The organism is Phreatobacter sp. AB_2022a (genome assembly GCF_026847585.1).
Classification (GTDB): Bacteria; Pseudomonadota; Alphaproteobacteria; order Rhizobiales; family Phreatobacteraceae; genus Phreatobacter.
Genome location: NZ_JAPSET010000024.1, coordinates 33,790 through 51,782, shown reverse-complemented (window position 1 = coordinate 51,782; position 17,993 = coordinate 33,790). Strand labels below are relative to the sequence as shown.

15 protein-coding genes are annotated in these 17,993 nt (G+C 68.6%); 8 read left to right on the top strand and 7 right to left on the bottom strand.

What is annotated here, in order from left to right; translation table 11 throughout:
- Positions 1–7 precede the first annotated feature (7 nt).
- Genes cysG through cysN form a run of 7 tightly spaced genes read left to right on the top strand, consistent with a single transcriptional unit; the run spans position 8 to position 7,610 of the window.
- Positions 8–1,426, top strand: a complete 1,419-nt coding sequence (gene cysG / locus OZ671_RS18050) for a siroheme synthase CysG (protein WP_268862028.1) — start codon at positions 8–10, stop codon at positions 1,424–1,426.
- 10 nt (positions 1,427–1,436) lie between these two features.
- On the top strand, positions 1,437–1,763 hold the full coding sequence (locus OZ671_RS18045; RefSeq protein WP_268862027.1) for a DUF2849 domain-containing protein: 327 nt from the start codon (positions 1,437–1,439) through the stop codon (positions 1,761–1,763).
- A gap of 7 nt (positions 1,764–1,770) precedes the next feature.
- Complete coding sequence (locus OZ671_RS18040; protein WP_268862026.1) at positions 1,771–3,429, top strand: nitrite/sulfite reductase; 1,659 nt, start codon at positions 1,771–1,773, stop codon at positions 3,427–3,429.
- The gene (locus OZ671_RS18035) at positions 3,416–4,177 is read left to right on the top strand and encodes a phosphoadenylyl-sulfate reductase (RefSeq protein WP_268862025.1); all 762 of its coding nucleotides are present in this window, start codon (positions 3,416–3,418) and stop codon (positions 4,175–4,177) included. The genes OZ671_RS18040 and OZ671_RS18035 overlap by 14 nt, the downstream gene beginning before the upstream one ends.
- Positions 4,178–4,183: 6 nt before the next feature.
- The gene (locus OZ671_RS18030) at positions 4,184–4,711 is read left to right on the top strand and encodes a DUF934 domain-containing protein (RefSeq protein WP_268862024.1); all 528 of its coding nucleotides are present in this window, start codon (positions 4,184–4,186) and stop codon (positions 4,709–4,711) included.
- Positions 4,712–4,764: 53 nt separating this feature from the next.
- Positions 4,765–5,673: a sulfate adenylyltransferase subunit CysD gene (gene cysD / locus OZ671_RS18025; RefSeq protein ID WP_268862076.1), complete on the top strand. Its 909-nt coding sequence runs from the start codon at positions 4,765–4,767 to the stop codon at positions 5,671–5,673.
- A complete protein-coding gene (gene cysN, locus OZ671_RS18020) occupies positions 5,673–7,610 on the top strand; it encodes a sulfate adenylyltransferase subunit CysN (protein WP_328286385.1) in 1,938 nt (645 codons plus the stop codon). Before cysD ends, cysN begins: the two co-directional genes overlap by 1 nt.
- 6 nt (positions 7,611–7,616) lie before the next feature.
- Here the strand turns inward: cysN and OZ671_RS18015 are convergent, their stop codons facing one another.
- Positions 7,617–8,504 carry a LysR substrate-binding domain-containing protein gene (locus OZ671_RS18015; RefSeq protein WP_268862023.1) on the bottom strand — a complete coding sequence of 296 codons (888 nt, stop codon included), beginning with the start codon at positions 8,502–8,504 and terminating at the stop codon, positions 7,617–7,619.
- A gap of 136 nt (positions 8,505–8,640) precedes the next feature.
- On the opposite strand from OZ671_RS18015, the gene OZ671_RS18010 reads away from it, so the two are divergent.
- Positions 8,641–9,651, top strand: a complete 1,011-nt coding sequence (locus OZ671_RS18010) for a YeiH family protein (RefSeq protein WP_268862022.1) — start codon at positions 8,641–8,643, stop codon at positions 9,649–9,651.
- 100 nt (positions 9,652–9,751) lie between these two features.
- Here OZ671_RS18010 and OZ671_RS18005 read toward each other — a convergent pair whose 3' ends face one another.
- The 6 genes from OZ671_RS18005 to OZ671_RS17980 all read right to left on the bottom strand — a co-directional run bounded on the left by OZ671_RS18005 (position 9,752) and on the right by OZ671_RS17980 (position 17,869).
- Positions 9,752–10,063: a hypothetical protein gene (locus tag OZ671_RS18005; protein ID WP_268862021.1), complete on the bottom strand. Its 312-nt coding sequence runs from the start codon at positions 10,061–10,063 to the stop codon at positions 9,752–9,754.
- A 162-nt stretch (positions 10,064–10,225) separates the two neighbouring features.
- Positions 10,226–11,281: an MBL fold metallo-hydrolase gene (locus tag OZ671_RS18000; RefSeq protein ID WP_268862020.1), complete on the bottom strand. Its 1,056-nt coding sequence runs from the start codon at positions 11,279–11,281 to the stop codon at positions 10,226–10,228.
- A gap of 97 nt (positions 11,282–11,378) precedes the next feature.
- Positions 11,379–13,205, bottom strand: a complete 1,827-nt coding sequence (locus OZ671_RS17995) for an ABC transporter ATP-binding protein (RefSeq protein WP_268862019.1) — start codon at positions 13,203–13,205, stop codon at positions 11,379–11,381.
- 205 nt (positions 13,206–13,410) lie between these two features.
- Positions 13,411–15,573 carry an FAD-dependent oxidoreductase gene (locus tag OZ671_RS17990; RefSeq protein WP_268862018.1) on the bottom strand — a complete coding sequence of 721 codons (2,163 nt, stop codon included), beginning with the start codon at positions 15,571–15,573 and terminating at the stop codon, positions 13,411–13,413.
- Positions 15,574–15,875: 302 nt separating this feature from the next.
- Positions 15,876–17,252, bottom strand: coding sequence for a TRAP transporter large permease (locus OZ671_RS17985; protein ID WP_268862017.1), 1,377 nt, complete (start codon positions 17,250–17,252; stop codon positions 15,876–15,878).
- Complete coding sequence (locus OZ671_RS17980) at positions 17,249–17,869, bottom strand: TRAP transporter small permease subunit (RefSeq protein WP_268862016.1); 621 nt, start codon at positions 17,867–17,869, stop codon at positions 17,249–17,251. Before OZ671_RS17980 ends, OZ671_RS17985 begins: the two co-directional genes overlap by 4 nt.
- Positions 17,870–17,993 lie beyond the last annotated feature (124 nt).

Here is a 17,993-nt window from a genome sequence, read left to right as displayed (position 1 = left end):
TCGTCCCATGTCGCGTTTCAAGTTTTTTCCGATCTCCTATGACGTGGCCGCACGCGTCGTTGTCGTCGCCGGCAATGGCGAGCAGGCCCTGCAGAAGCTCCGGCTGCTGGTGCGCACCGAGGCACGGCTGGTGCTCTGCGCCGCCGACCCGTCAGCGGATCTGGCCGCCTTCGCCGCCGCCCATGGCATCGAGCACATCGCGGCCGAGCCCGATGCGCGGCGCCTGGCGAGCGCGGCGCTCCTGTTCATCGCCTCCGGCGATGCCGGCGACGATGCCCGTCTCGCCCTGATCGCCCGAGCGGCCGGCGTGCCGGTCAATGTCGTCGACCGGCCGCAGATTTCCGATTTCGCCGTTCCGGCCATCGTCGACCGCGCGCCCGTCGCGATCGCCATCTCCACCGACGGCCACGCGCCGGTCCTCGCGCAGAAGGTGCGCGCGGCGATCGAAGCCATGCTGCCGCCGGCCTTCGGGCGGCTTGGCGAGCTGGCCGCGGGCCTGCGCGAACGGGTCAATCTCAGGCTTGGCGAGGCGAACCGCCGGCGGCGGTTCTGGTCGCGCCTGTTCGATGGCCGCGCGGCCGAGGCGGCGCTCGCCGGCGAAGCCGAGCGCGCCAGGATCATCGCGCTCAATGCGCTCGATGCCGCCGAGGCGGATGCCATGCCGGCCGGCAAGGTCTTCCTTGTCGGCGCCGGCCCCGGCGCGGAGGACCTCTTGACGATCCGCGCGCATCGCCTGCTGCAGACGGCGGATGTGATCGTGCACGATGCGCTGGTTCCCGAGGCCGTCATCGCCATGGGCCGGCGCGATGCCGAGCGCATTGCGGTCGGCAAGCGCAAGGGCCGCCATTCCGTCGCGCAGGGCGAGATCGACGCCCTGCTGGTGCGGCTCGCGCGGGACGGCCGCCAGGTGGTGCGGCTGAAGGCCGGCGACCCGCTGGTGTTCGGACGGGCGGGCGAAGAGATCGCGGCGCTCCGGGCGGCCGGCATCGCCTACGAGGTCGTGCCCGGCGTGACCGCCGCGCTTGCCGCCGCGGCGGACGCGGCCGTGCCGCTCACGCTGCGCGGGGTCGCCTCGCACCTCGTCGTCGCCACCGGCCATGGCGCCGAGGGGACCGAGCCGGAAGGCTGGGAAAAGCTCGCCGCGGAGGGCGCGACCATTGCCGTCTACATGGGCAAGTCGGTCGCCGAGCGCGTCGCCGCGCGGCTTTCCGCCGCCGGGCTCGCCCCGGCCACCCCTGTGCTCGCCGTCGAGAATGCCGGCCGCGCCGACCGTCGCCTGCTCGCCGGCCGGCTGGCCGAGCTCGGCGGCCTCGCCGGGCGCGCCGACCTGACCGGTCCCGTCCTCATCCTGATCGGCCCGGCGGTCGCCGCCGGCGACCTCGCCGATGCCGAACCCTTCGCCGCGTCGCTCGCGGCCGCCGCCTGAGAGCTGTCCGATGTCCCAACCCGTCAAGGCCCCGAAAGTGTTCAAGCCGGTGATCGTCACCGCCAATGGCCTCGCCTCGGGCGAAGTGCTGTTCCGTCATGCCGACGGCGGCTGGTCGATCGATGTGAGCAAGGCCGAGATCGCCGAAACGCGCGAGGCCGGCGACGAGCTCATGGCCCGTGCGCTCGCCGACCAGGAGGCCTGCATCGTGGTCGAGCCGGCGCTGATCGAAATCGTCAGGGAAGGCGGCTTCGTGCGGCCGGCCTCGCTGCGCGAGCTGATCCGTGCCAGCGGACCGACCGTCGCGCTGCCGTCCGACGCCTACGCCCATCTGTGAGACGACCATGTACCGCTACGATGAATTCGATCAGGCTTTCGTCGACGAGCGCGTCGCCGAATTCAGCGACCAGGTGGCGCGGCGTCTGTCGGGCGAGCTGACCGAGGATCAGTTCAAGCCGCTCCGGCTGATGAACGGCGTCTACCTGCAGCTGCACGCCTACATGCTGCGGATCGCCATCCCCTATGGCACGCTGTCGTCGCGCCAGATGCGCAAGCTCGCCCATATCGGCCGCACCTACGACCGCGACTATGGCCATTTCACCACCCGGCAGAACCTGCAGTTCAACTGGATCCGGCTCGCCGACGTGCCGGCCATCCTGAAGGAGCTCGCCGAGGTCGAGATGCATGCGATCCAGACCTCCGGCAATTGCATCCGCAACGTCACCGCCGACCATTTCGCCGGGGTCGCCGCCGACGAGGTCGCCGATCCCCGGCCCTATGCCGAGGTGCTGCGCCAGTGGTCGTCGCTGCATCCGGAATTCAGCTTCCTGCCGCGCAAGTTCAAGCTTGCCGTGACCGGCGCGCCGAACGACCGCGCGGCGATCCAGGTTCACGACATCGGGCTCGAGGTGAAGCGCAACGACAGGGGCGAGATCGGCTTTGCCGTCTGGGTCGGCGGCGGCCAGGGCCGCACCCCGATGATCGCCAAGAAGGTGCGCGACTTCCTGCCAGAGGCCGATCTCCTGGCCTATTGCGAGGCGATCCTGCGCGTCTACAACCTGCAGGGCCGGCGCGACAACAAATACAAGGCCCGCATCAAGATCCTGGTCCACGAGATGGGCGAGGCGGAGATGACCCGCGCGGTCGAGGCCGAGTTCGAGGCGATCGGCCGCGCGACGCTCGCCCTGCCGGCCGAGGAGGTGGCGCGGATCGGCGCCTATTTCGCGCCGCCGGCGCTGGCGGCGCTGCCGGCCCGGTCCGAGGTGCTGGAACGCGCCAAGGCCGCCGATCCGGATCTCCGGCGCTTTCTCGCCCGCAATCTCCATGGCCACAAGGCGCCGGGCTACGGCATCGTCACCGTCTCGCTGAAACCCGTCGGCCAGCCGCCGGGCGACGCCACCGCGGGGCAGATGGATGCCATCGCCGACATTGCCGAGCGCTATTCGTGCGACGAGATCAGGGTCAGCCACGAGCAGAACCTGGTGCTGCCCCATGTCCGGCTCGATGACGTGCCGGCGGTCTATGCGGCGCTGAAGCGGGCGGGGCTCGCCACCCCCAATGCCGGGCTCGTCACCGATATCATCGCCTGCCCAGGCCTCGACTATTGCGCCCTTGCCAATGCCCGCTCGATCCCGGTCGCCCAGCGCATTTCCGAGCGGTTCGCCGCACTCGACCGGCAGGAGGAGATCGGCGAGCTGAAGCTGAAGATCTCCGGCTGCATCAATGCCTGCGGCCATCACCATGTCGGTCATATCGGCATTCTCGGCGTCGACCGGAAAGGCGAGGAGTTCTACCAGATCACGCTCGGCGGCTCCGCCGACGAGACGGCGTCGATCGGCGAGATCGTCGGCCGCGGCTTCTCTTCCGACGAGGTCGTCGATGCGGTCGAGAACATCATCGGCACCTATCTGAAGGTCCGCTCGGCGCCGGCCGAAACCTTCCTGGAAACCTATCGCCGGGTCGGCGAGGCCCCGTTCCGCGAGGCGCTCTATGCCGACGCTTGACCTGACGCGGCCGCGCGCGACCGCCGATGCGGCGCTGGGCGCCGAAGCGGCAAGGCTCGAGCGCGCCTTCGGCACCCGGCACCCGGCCGAGATCCTGAAGGCGGTGCTGGTCGACCTGTTCCCGGGCAAGGCCGCGCTGGTCACCTCCTTCGGCGCCGATTCGGCCGTGCTCCTGCATCTGGCCGCCGGCATCGATCCGGCGGCGCCGGTCGTCTTCATCGATACGCTCAGGCATTTCCCGGCGACGCTCGCCTATCGGGATCTTCTGGTCGCAAGGCTCGGGCTGACCGGGCTCGTCACGGTCGCGCCGACGCCTGCCGAGGTGAGCGCCAGCGATCCGGTCCTCGCGCTCGCCGAACGCGATCCCGATGCCTGCTGCGGCTTCCGCAAGGTGGTGCCGCTCGCCCGGGCGCTTCAGCCCTTCCGTGCCGCGATCACCGGCCGCAAGCGGCACCAGGCGGTGACCCGCTCGGGTCTTGCCGTGTTCGAGGCCGAGGAGGGGCGGATCAAGGTCAATCCGCTGGCGGCCTGGGACGCCCGCGACCTTGCCGCCTATGCCCGGGCCCACGATCTGCCGGCCCATCCGCTGGTCGCGCAGGGCTATCCCTCGATCGGCTGCGCGCCCTGCACGTCGCCGGTCGCCGCCGGCGAGGATCCGCGCGCCGGGCGCTGGCGCGGCACCGCCAAGATCGAATGCGGCATTCACAAGCCCGCCGGCACGCTCACCGGCCTTCGAACAGGACACTGACCTCCCATGGCCTTGTACAGGCACGGCGCCTTCGTCGCCGACGACTGGATCTTCCCCGAAGACGGCGCGCCGATCCCCGCGGCCGGCAAGGTGGCGCTGCCGAGGGCGCGCCTCGTCGCCGACTTCGCGACGCTGGCCGATCGCGCCGATCCCATCGGCCTGGTGCTCGCCTCGGGCGAGACCCTCGATGGCCTCGCCGAGACGATCGGCCGGCTCCGGCTCGTCAAGCTGGTCATTCCCCGCTATGCCGACGGCCGGCTCTATTCGATCGCCCGGCTGCTGCGCGACCGCCACGGCTTCACCGGCGAGATCCGGGCGAGCGGCGATGTCCTGCGCGACCAGATCGTCTTTCTCGCCCGCGCCGGCGTCGACGCCTTCGAGGTGACGCACCAGGGCACCATCCAGGCGCTCCGCGACGGCGCGATCGTCGCCGTCCATCACCACTATCAGCCGGCCTCGCAGGCGGCCGTCGAGGCGAAGCCGGGGCCGCGCCCCTGGCTGCGCAAGTCTTTCGTGCCGGGAGTCGTCCAGTGACCGCGTCCGCAGTTCGTGCATTGAAGTCCGACGACACCACCGACACGCGCGATATCAGGCGGACGCTGTCGCCGCACCTGCAGCGGCTCGAGGACGAGGCGATCTTCATCATGCGTGAAGTGGTCGCCGAGTTCCGCAGGCCGGTCATGCTCTATTCGGTCGGCAAGGATTCCAGCGTGATGCTGCACATCGCGCGCAAGGCCTTCTTTCCGGCCAGACCGCCCTTTCCCTTCCTGCACATCGCCTCGGGATGGGATTTCCGCGCGCTGCTCGATCATCGCGACCGCATGGCGCGCGACTATGGGCTCGACCTCCTCGTGCATTCGAACGAGGCCGCCGCCGCGGCGGGGGTCAATCCCTTCGACACCGAGACGGGCGAATATTCGCGTCTGATGCTCACCGAGGTGCTGAAGAGCGCGCTCGACGCGCATGGTTTCGACGCCGCCTTCGGCGGCGGCCGCCGCGACGAGGAGAAGGCGCGCGCCAAGGAGCGCATCTTCTCGCACCGTTCGGCCGGTCATGTCTGGGATCCGCGCAACCAGCGCCCGGAGCTCTGGCGCCTGTTCAATACCCGGCTCGGCGCCGGCGACACGATGCGCGTCTTCCCGCTGTCCAACTGGACCGAGCTCGACGTCTGGGACTATATCCGCGCCGAGCAGATCCCGATCGTGCCGGTCTATCTGGCCGGCGACCGCCAGGTGGTCGAGCGCGACGGCGCGCTGATCATGGTCGATGACGAGCGCATGCGCTTCCGTCCGGGCGAGGAGGTGGTGACGCGCCGCGTCCGTTTCCGCACGCTCGGCTGCTGGCCGCTGACCGGCGCGGTCGCCTCGGAAGCGACCACGGTCGAGGACATCATCGCCGAGATCGTCGCCTCCCGCACCTCCGAACGGGAAGGCCGCCTCGTCGACGGGGCCCTGCAGGCCTCGATGGAACGCAAGAAGCGCGAGGGCTATTTCTGATGACCATGCGCGTCGCCGCCCGGCCACCGGCTCTCGACCCGGCCAACGACACCCTGCCGGTCCGCGATCGCGGCGCCCTGCGCTTCATCACCTGCGGCTCGGTGGACGACGGCAAGTCGACCCTGATCGGCCGCCTCCTGCACGATTCGATCGGCCTCCTCGAGGACCAGCTCGCCGGCCTGAAGGACGACAGCCGGCGCTTCGGCACGACCGGCGAGGAGCTCGATCTCGCCCTGCTGCTCGACGGCCTGGAAGCCGAGCGCGAGCAGGGTATCACCATCGACGTCGCCTACCGGTTCTTCTCGACCGCCCGCCGCGCCTTCGTCGTCGCGGATACGCCGGGCCATGCCCAATATACCCGCAACATGGCGACCGGCGCCTCGACGGCGGAGCTCGCCGTGCTGCTCGTCGATGCCCGCAAGGGCCTGATGGAGCAGACCCGGCGCCATGCGGCGATCGTCGCGCTGCTCGGCATCCGCCATGTCGTGCTGGCGGTCAACAAGATCGATCTGGTGGATTTCTCTCAGGAGCGCCACGACGCCATCGTCGCCGACTTCACGGCCTTCGCCGCGCCGCTCGCCTTCCGTTCGGTGGTCGCCATCCCGCTCTCGGCGCGCTTCGGTGACAATGTCACCATCCGCAGCCGCAACACGCCCTGGTACGAGGGCCCGACCCTGATCCGCCACCTCGAGGCGGTCGAGACCTCCGACCAGGTCGACGAGGCGCCGTTCCGGATGGGCGTGCAATGGGTCAACCGCGCCGATATCGACTTCCGCGGCGTGGCCGGCACGGTGGCGAGCGGCCGCGTCGCTGTCGGCGACACGGTCGTCGTCGCCGGCTCGGGCAAGACGACGCGGGTCAAGCGCATCGTCACGCTCGACGGCGACCTCGGCTCGGCCGCCGCCGGCCGCGCGGTGACGCTGACCTTCACCGACGATGTCGACATTGCGCGCGGCGACCTCATCGCCGATCCGCGCGCGCGCCCGATGAGCGCCCGCCGGCTGGCCGCCGACCTCGTCTGGATGGGCGAGGCGCCGGGCGCGGCCGGCGACCGCTACCTGATGAAGATCGGCAGCGCCACCGTGCCGGCGACGGTCACGCGGCTCGTCGACACGCTGGACGTCGCAACGCTCGAGCGGCGCGCCGATCCGCTCGGCTTCGCGCTCAACACGATCGGCCGGGTCGAGATCGAAGCCGGCAGCCGCATCGCCTTCGATCCCTATGCCGACAACCGCGAGACCGGCGCCTTCATCCTGATCGACCGGACCACCCATCTGACGGTGGCCGCCGGCCTCGTCGTCGAGGGTCTCGATCGCGCCCGCGAGGTGCATCGCCACCCAACCGAGGTGACCGGCGCGGTGCGCGCGGCGTTGAAGAGCCAGGTGCCGCTGGCCGTCTGGCTGACCGGCCTGCCGGGCTCCGGCAAGTCGACCATCGCCAATCTGGTCGAGCGGCGGCTCGCCGCGCTCGGCCGCCATACCATGCTGCTCGACGGCGACAATCTGCGCCAGGGGATCAATGCCGATCTCGGCTTCGACGCCGCCGCCCGCGCCGAGAATGTCCGCCGGGTCGGCGAGATCGCCAGGCTGATGGCCGAGGCCGGCCTCGTCACGCTGGTCGCGCTCGTCTCGCCGTTCCGCGCCGACCGCGAGCGGGTCGCCGCGCTGTTCCCCGCAGGCCGTTTCGTCGAAATCTTCGTCGACGCATCGCCCGAAACCTGCCGGGCGCGCGATCCGAAGGGGCTCTATGCCAAGGCCGAGGCTGGCCGGATCGTCAATTTCACCGGCCGCGACCAGGCCTATGAGCCGCCGCTCGAACCGGCCCTGGTTCTGCGCAGCGACGAGCTCAGCCCGGAGGATGCCGCTGAACAGGTGGTCGAGCTGATTCTGGCCCGGATCGAGCCGCCGCTCGGCGGGTTCGATTCCGCCCAGCTCTGACCGGCTTCAGCCGGCCGTTCCATCGAGGGTCGCCTCGAAGGCCAGCGCGGCTCGCGAGCGGTGCCTTTCGCGATGGCGGACCAGGCTGAAGGTCCGCGGCGGCAGGACGAAGGCGAGGCGGACGAGCCGGCCGGCGGCGAGCCGCGGCGCCGCGACGAGTTCGGACACGACCGCGACCAGGGCGCTGGCTTCGACCGCCGAGCACAGGGCCTCATTGGACGGCAGGTCGAGCGCGATCTCGAGGCTGCCGGCCGCAAGGCCGTGCCGGCGGAGCGCCGTTTCGAGCGCGGAGCGCGTGCCGGATCCCGGCTCGCGCATTGCCCAGCGCTGGCGGGCGAGCATGCCGGCGGTGACCATGGCCTGGCCGGCAAGGGCATGGCCGGGCGCGCCGACCAGGATCAGCCGGTCCTCGGCAACCACCCGGCTCGCCAGGGCCGGCTCGTCGATGGCTCCTTCGATCAGCCCGAGTTCGGCCGTGCCGGTGAGGACGGCGCGCGCCACCGTCTGGGTGTTGCCGAAGGCGGTGTCGAGGGTGATCGCCGGATAGCGGTCGTGGAAGCGTGTCAGCCGCGGCGGCAGCCAGTAGCTGCCGATGGTCTGGCTCGTCTCGATGCGCAGTGTGCCGCGCGTCAGCCCGCTGAGCTCGGCCAGCGTCTGTTCGGCGGCTGCGGCGCGGGCCAGCGTCGCGCGTGCCTCATCGAGAAAGATGGTGCCGGCCTCGGTCCGTTCGATGCGCCGGCCGATCCGATGGAACAGTTGCAGGCCGTGCCGGCTCTCCAGCGCGCGGATCGCCGCGCTGACCGCGGAGGGTGTGAGGTTGACGGCGGCGGCCGCCGCCGTCAGGTGCTGCCGCTCGGCAACCGCCACGAAGATGCGGAGCTGTTCAAGGGTCATGGCGGCTCTGAAACGTCCGGTCGGTCTGTCTGGGGCCGGTATTATGCAATTTTCTCGAACGAAACATATCGAAAATTGCAATGGATCGAATGATCATGCGGGTGCATGGGATCCGGCATCGCCAGGAAGTGCCGCCATGTCCGCTACCGCCGCCACCAGACCGCAACAGATCCTGCCGGGCCTCGTCCTCAGCCTCGGCGTTGCCGGTGTTGCGCTCGGCCTCGGCCATCTCCAGTCCTGGCTGTTCGGCCGGGCCTGGCTGGAGGCCCTCGTGCTCGCCATTCTCATCGGCATGGCGCTGAGGACGGCGGGCCGGGTTGCGGCGCGTCATGACCGCGGCGTCGACTTTGCCGCCAAGACGCTGCTGGAATGGGCGGTCGTGCTGCTCGGCGCGTCGATCAGCACGGCCGCGCTGGCGGCGGCGGGACCGGCCCTGATCGGGGGTATCGCCGCGGTCGTCGCGGTTGCCATCGTGATGAGCTATGGCGTCGGCCGCGCCTTCGGCCTCGGCCATCGGCTCGCCCTGCTGGTGGCCTGCGGCAATTCGATCTGCGGCAATTCGGCCATCGCCGCGACTGCGCCGGTCATCGAGGCGCGGAGCGAGGAGGTGGCCGCCTCGATCGCCTTCACCGCCGCGCTCGGCGTCGTGGTGGTGCTCTGCCTGCCACTCCTCGTGCCGCTCTTCGGCCTGTCGCCACTGCAATATGGCGTCTTTGCCGGCCTCACCGTCTATGCCGTGCCGCAGGTCCTCGCGGCGACCGCGCCGGTCGGCGCGCTCAGCGTCCAGATCGGCACGCTGGTCAAGCTCGTCAGGGTGCTGATGCTCGGTCCGGTGATCCTCGCGCTGGCGCTCGGCCGCGGCAAGGCGCAGCCGACCGCGCCGCAACGGCTGGTGCCCTGGTTCATCGTCGGCTTCATCGTTCTGGCCGGTCTTCGCTCGGCGGGGGTCATTCCGGCCGTGGTGGTCGATGGCCTGACCGTCCTGTCCGGCCTGTTGACCGTGGTCGCCATGGCGGCCCTCGGCCTCAGCGTCGATGCCCGGGTGCTGAAGGCGGCCGGCGGACGGGTGACCCTCGTCGCCGTCATCTCGCTCGCCCTGCTCGGCGCCATCAGCCTCGCCCTGATCCACGGCCTCGGCATCGCTTGAGAGCGAGCACGGTCACGGCGCGTCGCGGATCGACGGGACCCCGAGGCGGCGAAAGAGCGAACGACGGTCGCGATGGCGCCTCAGGCCGGCCGCATGGTCTTCACGCCCAGGCGGGCACCGGCGTCAACCGCACCCGGTCCGGACCGCCGAGACGCGCGGACAGGGCGTGCTCGATCTCGGAGGGCTCACGGGCGAGCGGCTCGAAGCCGGCGAGGCGCGGATCGGCGCCTTCGAACAGGCTCAGCTCCAGCCGGTCGCCGGCCCGGAACAACGCGCCGGCCATGACGCCGTCGACGGTGAGCGTCCACAGGCCGTGATGATCGGTGCCGGCGAGAGTCTGGCGCAGCGTCGCGATCAGCCGGGCGAAGCGGCTGCCGGCCGCTGTATCGATCCCCTCCCGAACTGCCGCCATGCCAGCGCCTCCCTGCAAAAAGCCCTGAAATCATAAGGTTTTGCGGGATGTCGAGGAAGGGAATGACCTTGTCTTTTCGAGACGCATCGCAGCAAGAACGGTCTCCCTGCAGAGCTTCGAGGAGCGAAACATTCCACTCCTCCTCCGGTCGGTCGATCGGGCTCAGCGACGGCTGAACAGCCTCACGCCCCGGCCGTCCGTTTCCACCTGCACCGTGCCGTCGCCGCGCAGGCGGTGCAGATGGGCGAGCGTTTCGGCAATGGCGAGGAAGGCGTGGCCTTCGCCGATCGCGCGCGGAAACAGCGCGGCGGCCGCCTCATAGGCGGTCATCGGCCGTTCCAGCGCCTGGTGGAGCCGGTCGAGCCGCTGGACGTGGTGCTCGCGCAGGGCCTTCAGCCTGAGATGCAGGCCATGAAACGGCAGGCCGTGGGAGGGCAGCACGAACGTATCGTCCGGCAGGGCCATGAAGCGGTCGAGCGAGGCGAGATAGTCGGCCAGCGGATCGGCGTCCGGCTCGCCCGGGAAGACGCCGATGACCGGCGTGATATGCGACAGGACCTGGTCGCCGGCGATCAGGATGCGGTCGGCCTCGCTGTAGAAGGAGGCATGTTCCTCGGTATGGCCGCCGGCCGTGATGGTCCGCCAGCGGCGCCCGCCCATGGCGATCTCGGTGCCGTCGACGAGCCGCTCGATCTGCCGCGGCGGCGGGCCGAGCGCCGGCGCGAAGCCCGACCGGTCGGCAGCGAAGCGCTTGACCATCGCTTCGTCGCAGCCGTTGCGCGCCATGTAGCGGGCGACATGTGCTTTCGGCGGCTCGCGGGCATCGGCATAGCGCAGACGTGCCCACAGCCACTCGACCAGCGTCGAGGCGAAGGGAACGTCATGGGTCTCGACGAGATGGCCGGCAAGGCCGATATGGTCGGTATGGCCGTGGGTCGCGACCAGCCGGTTGAGCCCGGCTCCGCCGAGCGGCCCCCCGAGCATGGTGTCCCATGCGGCGCGCATCTCCGGCGATTCGACGCCGGCGTCGACCGCCGTCCAGCCCGGCGCGTCGTCCAGCAGCCAGACATTGACGTGGTTCAGCGCGAAGGGCAGCGGCAGCCGCCCCCAGCGCAGGCCGGGCGCGAGCTCCGGCGCTTCGCCCGGCTTCGGCGTGGCGACGGTGGTGAAGTCGAGCGGGCTGGGCGGCCGGTCGGTCCGGCTGGTACTTTGCGGCATGCTGCTCATGGGTTTGTGGCGAATAGGGAATAGGGATGCGTGGCGGGCACCGCCTCATTCATTGCATCCCCATCGGCTGCTCGCCACTCGCCATTCGCTACTCGCCCTCCTCCTCCTCGCTGGCGCGGACGGAGCGTTGCCGTGCCCACATCGAGGCATAGAGGCCGCCCTGCGCGACCAGTTCCTGGTGGCGGCCGCTTTCGACGATGCGGCCATGTTCGAGCACGATGATGCGATCGGCGGTGGTGACGCTGCCGAGCCGGTGCGTGACGCTGACCACGGTGCGTGTCTCGGCGATCCGGCGCAGCGTCTCGTTCAGCTTGGCCTCGGTGCCGGCGTCGAGCGCGCTCGTCGCCTCGTCCAGCACCAGCACGGCGGGATCGCGCACCAGCGCGCGGGCGATGGCGACGCGCTGGCGCTGGCCGCCGGAGAGCTGGCCGCCGCGCTCGCCGACCTGGGTGTCGTAGCCCTGCGGCAGCGACAGGATGAAGTCGTGCACCTCGGCCTGGGTCGCCGCGGCATGGATCTCGGCCATGGTCGCGCCGGGATTGCCCATGCGGATATTGTCCGCGATCGAGGTGTTGAACAGGAAGCTGTCCTGGAACACGACGGCCATCTGCGCGCGCAGGGATGCCTGCGTGACGGTCCGGATGTCGACGCCGTCGATGCGCACGGCGCCTTCGGTCGGGTCGTAGAAGCGCATCAGCAGATTGAGGAAGGTGCTCTTGCCCGAGCCGCTCGGCCCGACAATGCCGAGGAACGACCCCTTGGCGACCGCAACGCTGAGGCCTTCGGTGCGGAAGCTTGATCCGGGATAGTTGAAGGCGACGTCGTCGAAGACGATTTCGCGCTCGAACGGCTTGAGCGCCGGCGCCCCGGGCGGGTCGACCATGCTCGGCCGGATCGCGAGCAGGTCGCCGAGATGGCGGATCGAGCCGGCCGCCTGGGCGAGCGTCGGCACATATTGGGTGACATTGGTCAGGGCATAGCCCATCGACAGGAACACGCCCTCGAAGGCGATGATCGTGCCGACGGTGATGCGCTCGGTATAGGCCCAGTAGGCGCCGAGCGCGAACACGCCAATATGGATGACATAGAGGCCGGTCTGGGCGGTCCGCTCGACCAGGGCGCTGGTGAAATTGGTGCGCCGCGCGATGGTCTGCCAGGAGGTGTTGAGGATCGAAAAGCCGCTCTGCGCCTGCGCCGTCAGGCCGAAGGCCTTGATCACCGGCTGGGCCGCCACGTTTTCCTGCACCGCGCCGAGCAGCTGTCCCTCGGTCAGGCGCTTGTCATAGGCATAGGTGAAGGCGCGGCGGGCGAAGATGCGCGGCCACCACAGGATCAGCGGGAAGATCAGCGCGCCGATCATGCCGAGCCAGACGTCGAACATGAACATCAGGATGGTGGCGTAGACCACCTCCAGGAACGGCATGACGAATTGCGGCACCACGCCGACGATGCCGACCTCGATGGCGACGAGGTCGCCGGAGAAGCGCGACAGCACCGTGCCGGTCGGCGTCGTATGGAAGAACGGCATGGACATGGTCTGCACGTGGTTGAACAGGTGCTGCCGGATGTCCCGGACCATGTCGGAGAAGATGCGCGTATAGAGATAGTCGGCAAGCAGCGCGACCATCGACACGGTCACGGCCGCCGTGCCCATGAAGACCAGCGATTTGACCAGCGCTTCCCAGTCCTTTTTGATCAGGCCTTCGTCGATCAGGTATTGCGTGACCAGAGGGAACGAGAAGTTGAGCGCCGCCTCGGTCAGCACGAGCAGGCCGAGCAGCGCGAACAGAAGCTTGTAGGGTTTGCCGAAGGGGGCGAGGAAGGCGACGATCGCCTTGACGTCGTCGGCGCTGACGTCTTCTTCCTCCTCGTCGAGCTCGTCGTCCGGGTCGACCGCCGTCTGCTCGCTGATCATGGCACGAACGGGGCGCGGCGCTGGGCCAGGCGGAATGCTGTCACGGGGTGCCTCGCGGCGGACGGGAGTTCGGTGTCGGAAGCGCCGGCCCCTGTTCGGGGCGAGCGGGCCGGCAGGCGCCGGGATGCACTGTGGACCGGATCTTCATAAGACTAGCCCGGGCGGTTCGCCCGGGCCAGTGCATCATGTTGCGACAGGTTGAGGTTCAGCGCGCCGCGGCGGCGGTGCGCACCTTGCTGGTCGGGCCCTTGGCGCGCCCGTCCATCAGCTTGGCGACCCACTGCGCCGCATCGGGCTTGGCGTAGAAGCAGTAGCGCATGGTCTCCATGTCGGGATACCAGGGGAAGTCGCCTTCATTGGCGTCGCACTCGATCTTCCAGGCCTTTTTCAGGATCTTCTGGTCGTGCACGGCAGGGCGCCAGCCGTGGCGCTGGAAGCGCTCGGACCACTGCCAGGTCGTCTCAAGCGTCAGCACCCCGTCGAAGACGTCGTGATATTCGATCACCTCGCGGGTCATGTCGGCGGTGATGCCGCCGAAGAAGATGCCGATGCGGGTGACGCGATAGAGCTCCTGGATCGCCTTGTCGATCAGGTCCTCGGGAACGTAGCACAGGCAGGTGTCATAGATGACGTCGAAGGACTGGTCCTCGAACGGCAGCTTGGTGACGTCGCCGAGCAGGTTGCGATGCAGCCACTTCTTCGGCGTCTGGGCATGGACGTGCCGGTTGTTCTCGATGCCCCAGGCATCGATGCCGATATTGGCGAAGCACTCGAGCGTCAGGCCGCTCGCCGAGCCGACGTCGAGGAGCGTATAGGGCGCCTTGATGCCGAAAATGCACTCGTAGAGATCGGCATTGTACTGCTCGTCGAAATATTCGCGGAACGATTCCTCGTAGGACAGGCCGACCGCATATTCGTCGTGATAGTCGTTGGTCAGCGTCGATTCGACGAAGCCGTCCTCGACCACGCCCTGCGCCTTGGCGGCATCCGCCTTCTTGCGCGCGCCCGAATAGGCCGCGCCGCGCAGCTTGCCCATCATCATGTCGACGACGAAATTGGCCGAGTCGTAGGCACCGTTGACGGTCGAGTCGAAGAGATAGTCGCCGACGAGGTAGAGATTGGGCAGCACCTTGCCGTCGGGCTGGTGGCGCTCGCGCAGTTCCGGCGTCGGATGGCCGCCGGGCAGGCCGGAAATGGTGCCGACCCAGCGCTGGACGCGCGCTTCCAGGAACTGCTTCCGGGCAAGCGGGATGAGTTCGGAAGGCAGCGAGTCGAGCGCGCGCTGGATCAGCGTCTCGTCGTCGAGATTGGAGAGCGCGAGCGCTTCCGTCGCCGTGATCAGCCAGCCGAGCACGCCGTGCTTGGAGGGATGGCGCGAGCTCTCGTCGTAGATGCAGCAGCCGCCGAAGGCGTCCGACATGACGTAGTTGCCCTGGAAGTGCTGGTTCCAGAACGGCTTCTTGAACAGGGCGGTGACCCGCAGATAGTGCGCGGGATTGTCGTAGGCCGCCTGGTGCTTCTGGATCGCCATGCGGGCCTCGCGGCCCTCGAACTCGATCTGGCTGACCCAGTAGTTCGGCAGGGCCAGAACGACATGGTCGAAGACATGGGTCTCGGTCTTGCCGTTGCGGCGGACGTGGAGCGTATAGGTATCGTCGGCGTTGCGCGCGATCCTGGTCACCCGGCTCTTCAGCATCACCTTGGCCGAGATGCGTTCCTTCAGGCCGTCGATCAGCTTCTCGTTGCCGCCGACCACCGAATAGAGGCGCAGATATTTGGGGTCGTCCATCAGGACGTTCTTCAGGCCGTTCAGCGCATTGGTCAGCTGCGGCTCGGTGGCGACATCGGAGCGCGAGGCGACCTCGACGTAGCGCCGGGCCGCTTCGTCGGGAATAGCGTCCAGCACGTCGCGGAAGGTCTTGTCGCCCCAGGGGTGCTTGTTGTCGTCGCCGGAATAGCCTTCGTAATATTCGTCCGGCGAGCACAGGGCGTGGCATTCGGCCTGGAAGGCGTCGAGCGCCTTGACGGTGGCATCGCCGAAATGCTTGCGGATGTCGCGCTTGGTATTGAGGATGGCGTCACCCAGGATGACGCCCTTGCCGTCCATCGGCACGATGTCGAGCTCCATCACCTCGGTGATGATGCGCTTCAGCGGGTCGGGGCCGAAATGGGAATAGTCGTAGAACTCGGCGACGCCGCGTTCGAACAGCGAATTGCCCTTTTCGAAACGGTCGGTCACCACCTTGCCGCCGAGGCGGTCGGAGGCTTCGAACAGGGTCGCCGTGAACAGGCCATCGCAGAACCGGTCGAGGAGATAATTGGTGAACAGGCCGCCCGGCCCGCCACCCACGATCGCGACACGCGTCATATCGGAGCTTTCGTCTCTTGGCTGGCTCACCGCGGTCCCGTGCGGCGGAGCCAGGAAATCACCATGTGGGGCTTTGGGTTGGAGCTATAGCGATCCCGCTCTTGATAATAAAGCCACGGTTGCCTGGAATCCTTTACGGATCCTGGCCGCCGGTGGCCTGGCGGTTCTTGCCACGCCGTCCCGAAAGGGGCGTTGCTCCATCAATGGCCACAACCGTCTGAACACAAGGTGAACCGCTTGGCGCCGCTGCGCTTTCGGACGCACCGCAAGCGACGCCGGCCGGCCGGAAAAGGCGAGCCGGCTCACCGCATGACGGTCGGCAGCCAGAGCGCGATGGCCGGCCAGACCATCAGGATGGCGATGGCGAGGATATAGACGAGCATGAACGGCATGACGCCGGTGAAGACGTCGGAGATCGGGCCGCCGTCGCGCCGCATGCCCTGCAGGACATAGAGCACGGTGCCGTCGGGCGGCGAGATCAGCGCGATCTCGACCAGCATGACCACGATGACGCCGAACCAGACCGGGTCGTAGCCGAGCGCGATGACGACGGGAAAGATCACGGGGATGGTCGTGACGATCATGGAGAAACCCTCCATGAACGTGCCGAGCGCCAGATAGAAGCCGATGATCATCAGCATGATGGCCCAGGGCGGCAGCGGCATCTCCGAAACGAGCTTGGCGAGTGCCTGTGGCACGCCGAGCGCGGTGAAGACGAAGTTCAGCACATAGGCGCCGAACAGGATCAGGCCGATCATCGCCGTGTTGCGCGCCGTCGCCTCCGCCGAATCGTTCAGCATCTTCCAGGACAGCTTGCCGTCGATGGCAGCGAGCACGAGCGCGGCGATCACGCCGAGCGCGGCCGATTCCGTCGGCGTGGCGAGCCCGCCATAGATGGTGCCGAGCACGATCAGGATCAGGATGGCGGTCGGGGTGAGATCGACGAGGCTCTTCAGCTTCTCGGTCATCGGGATGACCGGCGCATGGGGATCGCGCGGCGCCGCGGTCCTGGCGCGGAGCAGGATGACGGCGGTGAACAGCAGCACCACCAGGATGCTTGGACCGATGGCGGCGATGTAGAGCGCACCGACCGATGTTTCCGTGATCAGGCCGTAGATGATGAAGGTGATGCCGGGCGGGATGAGGTTGCCGAGCGCGCCACCGGCGGCGAGCGAGCCGAGCACCATGCGCGGGTCGTAGGGCCGGCCCTTGAAGAAGGGCAGCGCGACCGAGCCCATCGTGGCGGCGGTCGCGACCGACGAGCCGGAAATGGCCGAGAAGATCGCCGAGGAGGCGATGTTGGTGTGCAGCAGGCCGCCCGGCATGCGGTTCAGCCAGATGTTGAGCGTGCGGTAGAGCCGGTCCGACAGGCCGGCGCGCAGCAGGATCTCGCCCATCAGCAGGAACAGCGGCACCGCCACCAGCACGAAGGACGAGGACGGGTTCCAGATGGTCTGGCCGAGGAACAGCCAGAACGGCCGGTCGGAAAAGGCGTAGCCGACGATCAGGCCGAGCACGCCGAGCGCCGCGCCGACATAGATGCCCATGCCGAAGAACAGGGCGAACAGCCCGATCAGCAGCAGGATCTCGCCGGCAAGGCCGCTTGCCTGCGCCGAGCCGGTGAAGCTCAGGCCGAGCATGGTTCCGGCGAGAATGAGCAGGAAGACGATGGCGATCATGACCGGCCCTCCCGGGCGGGGGCGTCGCCGACGGCTTCGAGCGCCTCGGCCGCCTCTTCCTCATAGGTGCGCGCGTGCAGCAGCGCTTCCGCCTCGCTGCCGCGGCCGGCAAGCACCAGGAAGGTGGCTTCGAGCAGCATGGCGACGATCAGCAGCAGCATGACGCCGATGCCGAAAGCCCACAGGCCCTGCGGCAGGGCGAGCGGCGTACGCAGGACGGAAATATCGGTCGCGCCGAACAGCATGGATTCATCGACCAGCAGCCAGGCGCCATAGACCATGTAGCCGATGAACACGCCGAGAAAGGCGAGGCTGAGTATGTGCAGCCAATAGCGGATCGTGTCGGGAAACCTGTTGACGAGCAGGTCGATGCGCACATGGGCGCGCATCGACAGGGTATGGGCCAGGCCCCAGGCGATGCCGAAGGCCAGCGCATAACCCGACAGCTCCGTGGTCGCCTGGGTCGAGAAGCCGAGAAAACGACGCGCCAGCACATCGAAGGTGATCAGCGCCGAAATGGCGATGAAGCCCCAGCCGGCGACATAGCCCATCAGATGGCCCAGCGCCGCCAGCGCGCGGCGGCAGGCGGCCGCCACGACGATCATCCTGTCCAGCATTCAGGTCCTCAAGTGCGGTTCGATCGATGGCGCGCGGTTCCCGCGCGCGGGCATGGGCTCGGGCCGAGCTGAGCGAACAAGGGAGCGACGCGGTATTGGAGTTAATACCGATGCTGGCATCCCC

What these genes read in the sequence shown, in the direction of transcription:
- cysG (WP_268862028.1), top strand. Translation starts at nt 8, where the DNA reads ATGTCGCGTTTCAAGTTTTTTCCGATCTCCTATGACGTGGCCGCACGC.
- OZ671_RS18045 (WP_268862027.1), top strand. Translation starts at nt 1,437, where the DNA reads ATGTCCCAACCCGTCAAGGCCCCGAAAGTGTTCAAGCCGGTGATCGTC.
- OZ671_RS18040 (WP_268862026.1), top strand. Translation starts at nt 1,771, where the DNA reads ATGTACCGCTACGATGAATTCGATCAGGCTTTCGTCGACGAGCGCGTC.
- OZ671_RS18035 (WP_268862025.1), top strand. Translation starts at nt 3,416, where the DNA reads ATGCCGACGCTTGACCTGACGCGGCCGCGCGCGACCGCCGATGCGGCG.
- OZ671_RS18030 (WP_268862024.1), top strand. Translation starts at nt 4,184, where the DNA reads ATGGCCTTGTACAGGCACGGCGCCTTCGTCGCCGACGACTGGATCTTC.
- cysN (WP_328286385.1), top strand. Translation starts at nt 5,673, where the DNA reads ATGACCATGCGCGTCGCCGCCCGGCCACCGGCTCTCGACCCGGCCAAC.
- OZ671_RS18015 (WP_268862023.1), bottom strand. Translation starts at nt 8,504, where the DNA reads ATGACCCTTGAACAGCTCCGCATCTTCGTGGCGGTTGCCGAGCGGCAG.
- OZ671_RS18010 (WP_268862022.1), top strand. Translation starts at nt 8,641, where the DNA reads ATGTCCGCTACCGCCGCCACCAGACCGCAACAGATCCTGCCGGGCCTC.
- OZ671_RS18005 (WP_268862021.1), bottom strand. Translation starts at nt 10,063, where the DNA reads ATGGCGGCAGTTCGGGAGGGGATCGATACAGCGGCCGGCAGCCGCTTC.
- OZ671_RS18000 (WP_268862020.1), bottom strand. Translation starts at nt 11,281, where the DNA reads ATGCCGCAAAGTACCAGCCGGACCGACCGGCCGCCCAGCCCGCTCGAC.
- OZ671_RS17995 (WP_268862019.1), bottom strand. Translation starts at nt 13,205, where the DNA reads ATGATCAGCGAGCAGACGGCGGTCGACCCGGACGACGAGCTCGACGAG.
- OZ671_RS17990 (WP_268862018.1), bottom strand. Translation starts at nt 15,573, where the DNA reads ATGACGCGTGTCGCGATCGTGGGTGGCGGGCCGGGCGGCCTGTTCACC.
- OZ671_RS17985 (WP_268862017.1), bottom strand. Translation starts at nt 17,252, where the DNA reads ATGATCGCCATCGTCTTCCTGCTCATTCTCGCCGGAACCATGCTCGGC.
- OZ671_RS17980 (WP_268862016.1), bottom strand. Translation starts at nt 17,869, where the DNA reads ATGCTGGACAGGATGATCGTCGTGGCGGCCGCCTGCCGCCGCGCGCTG.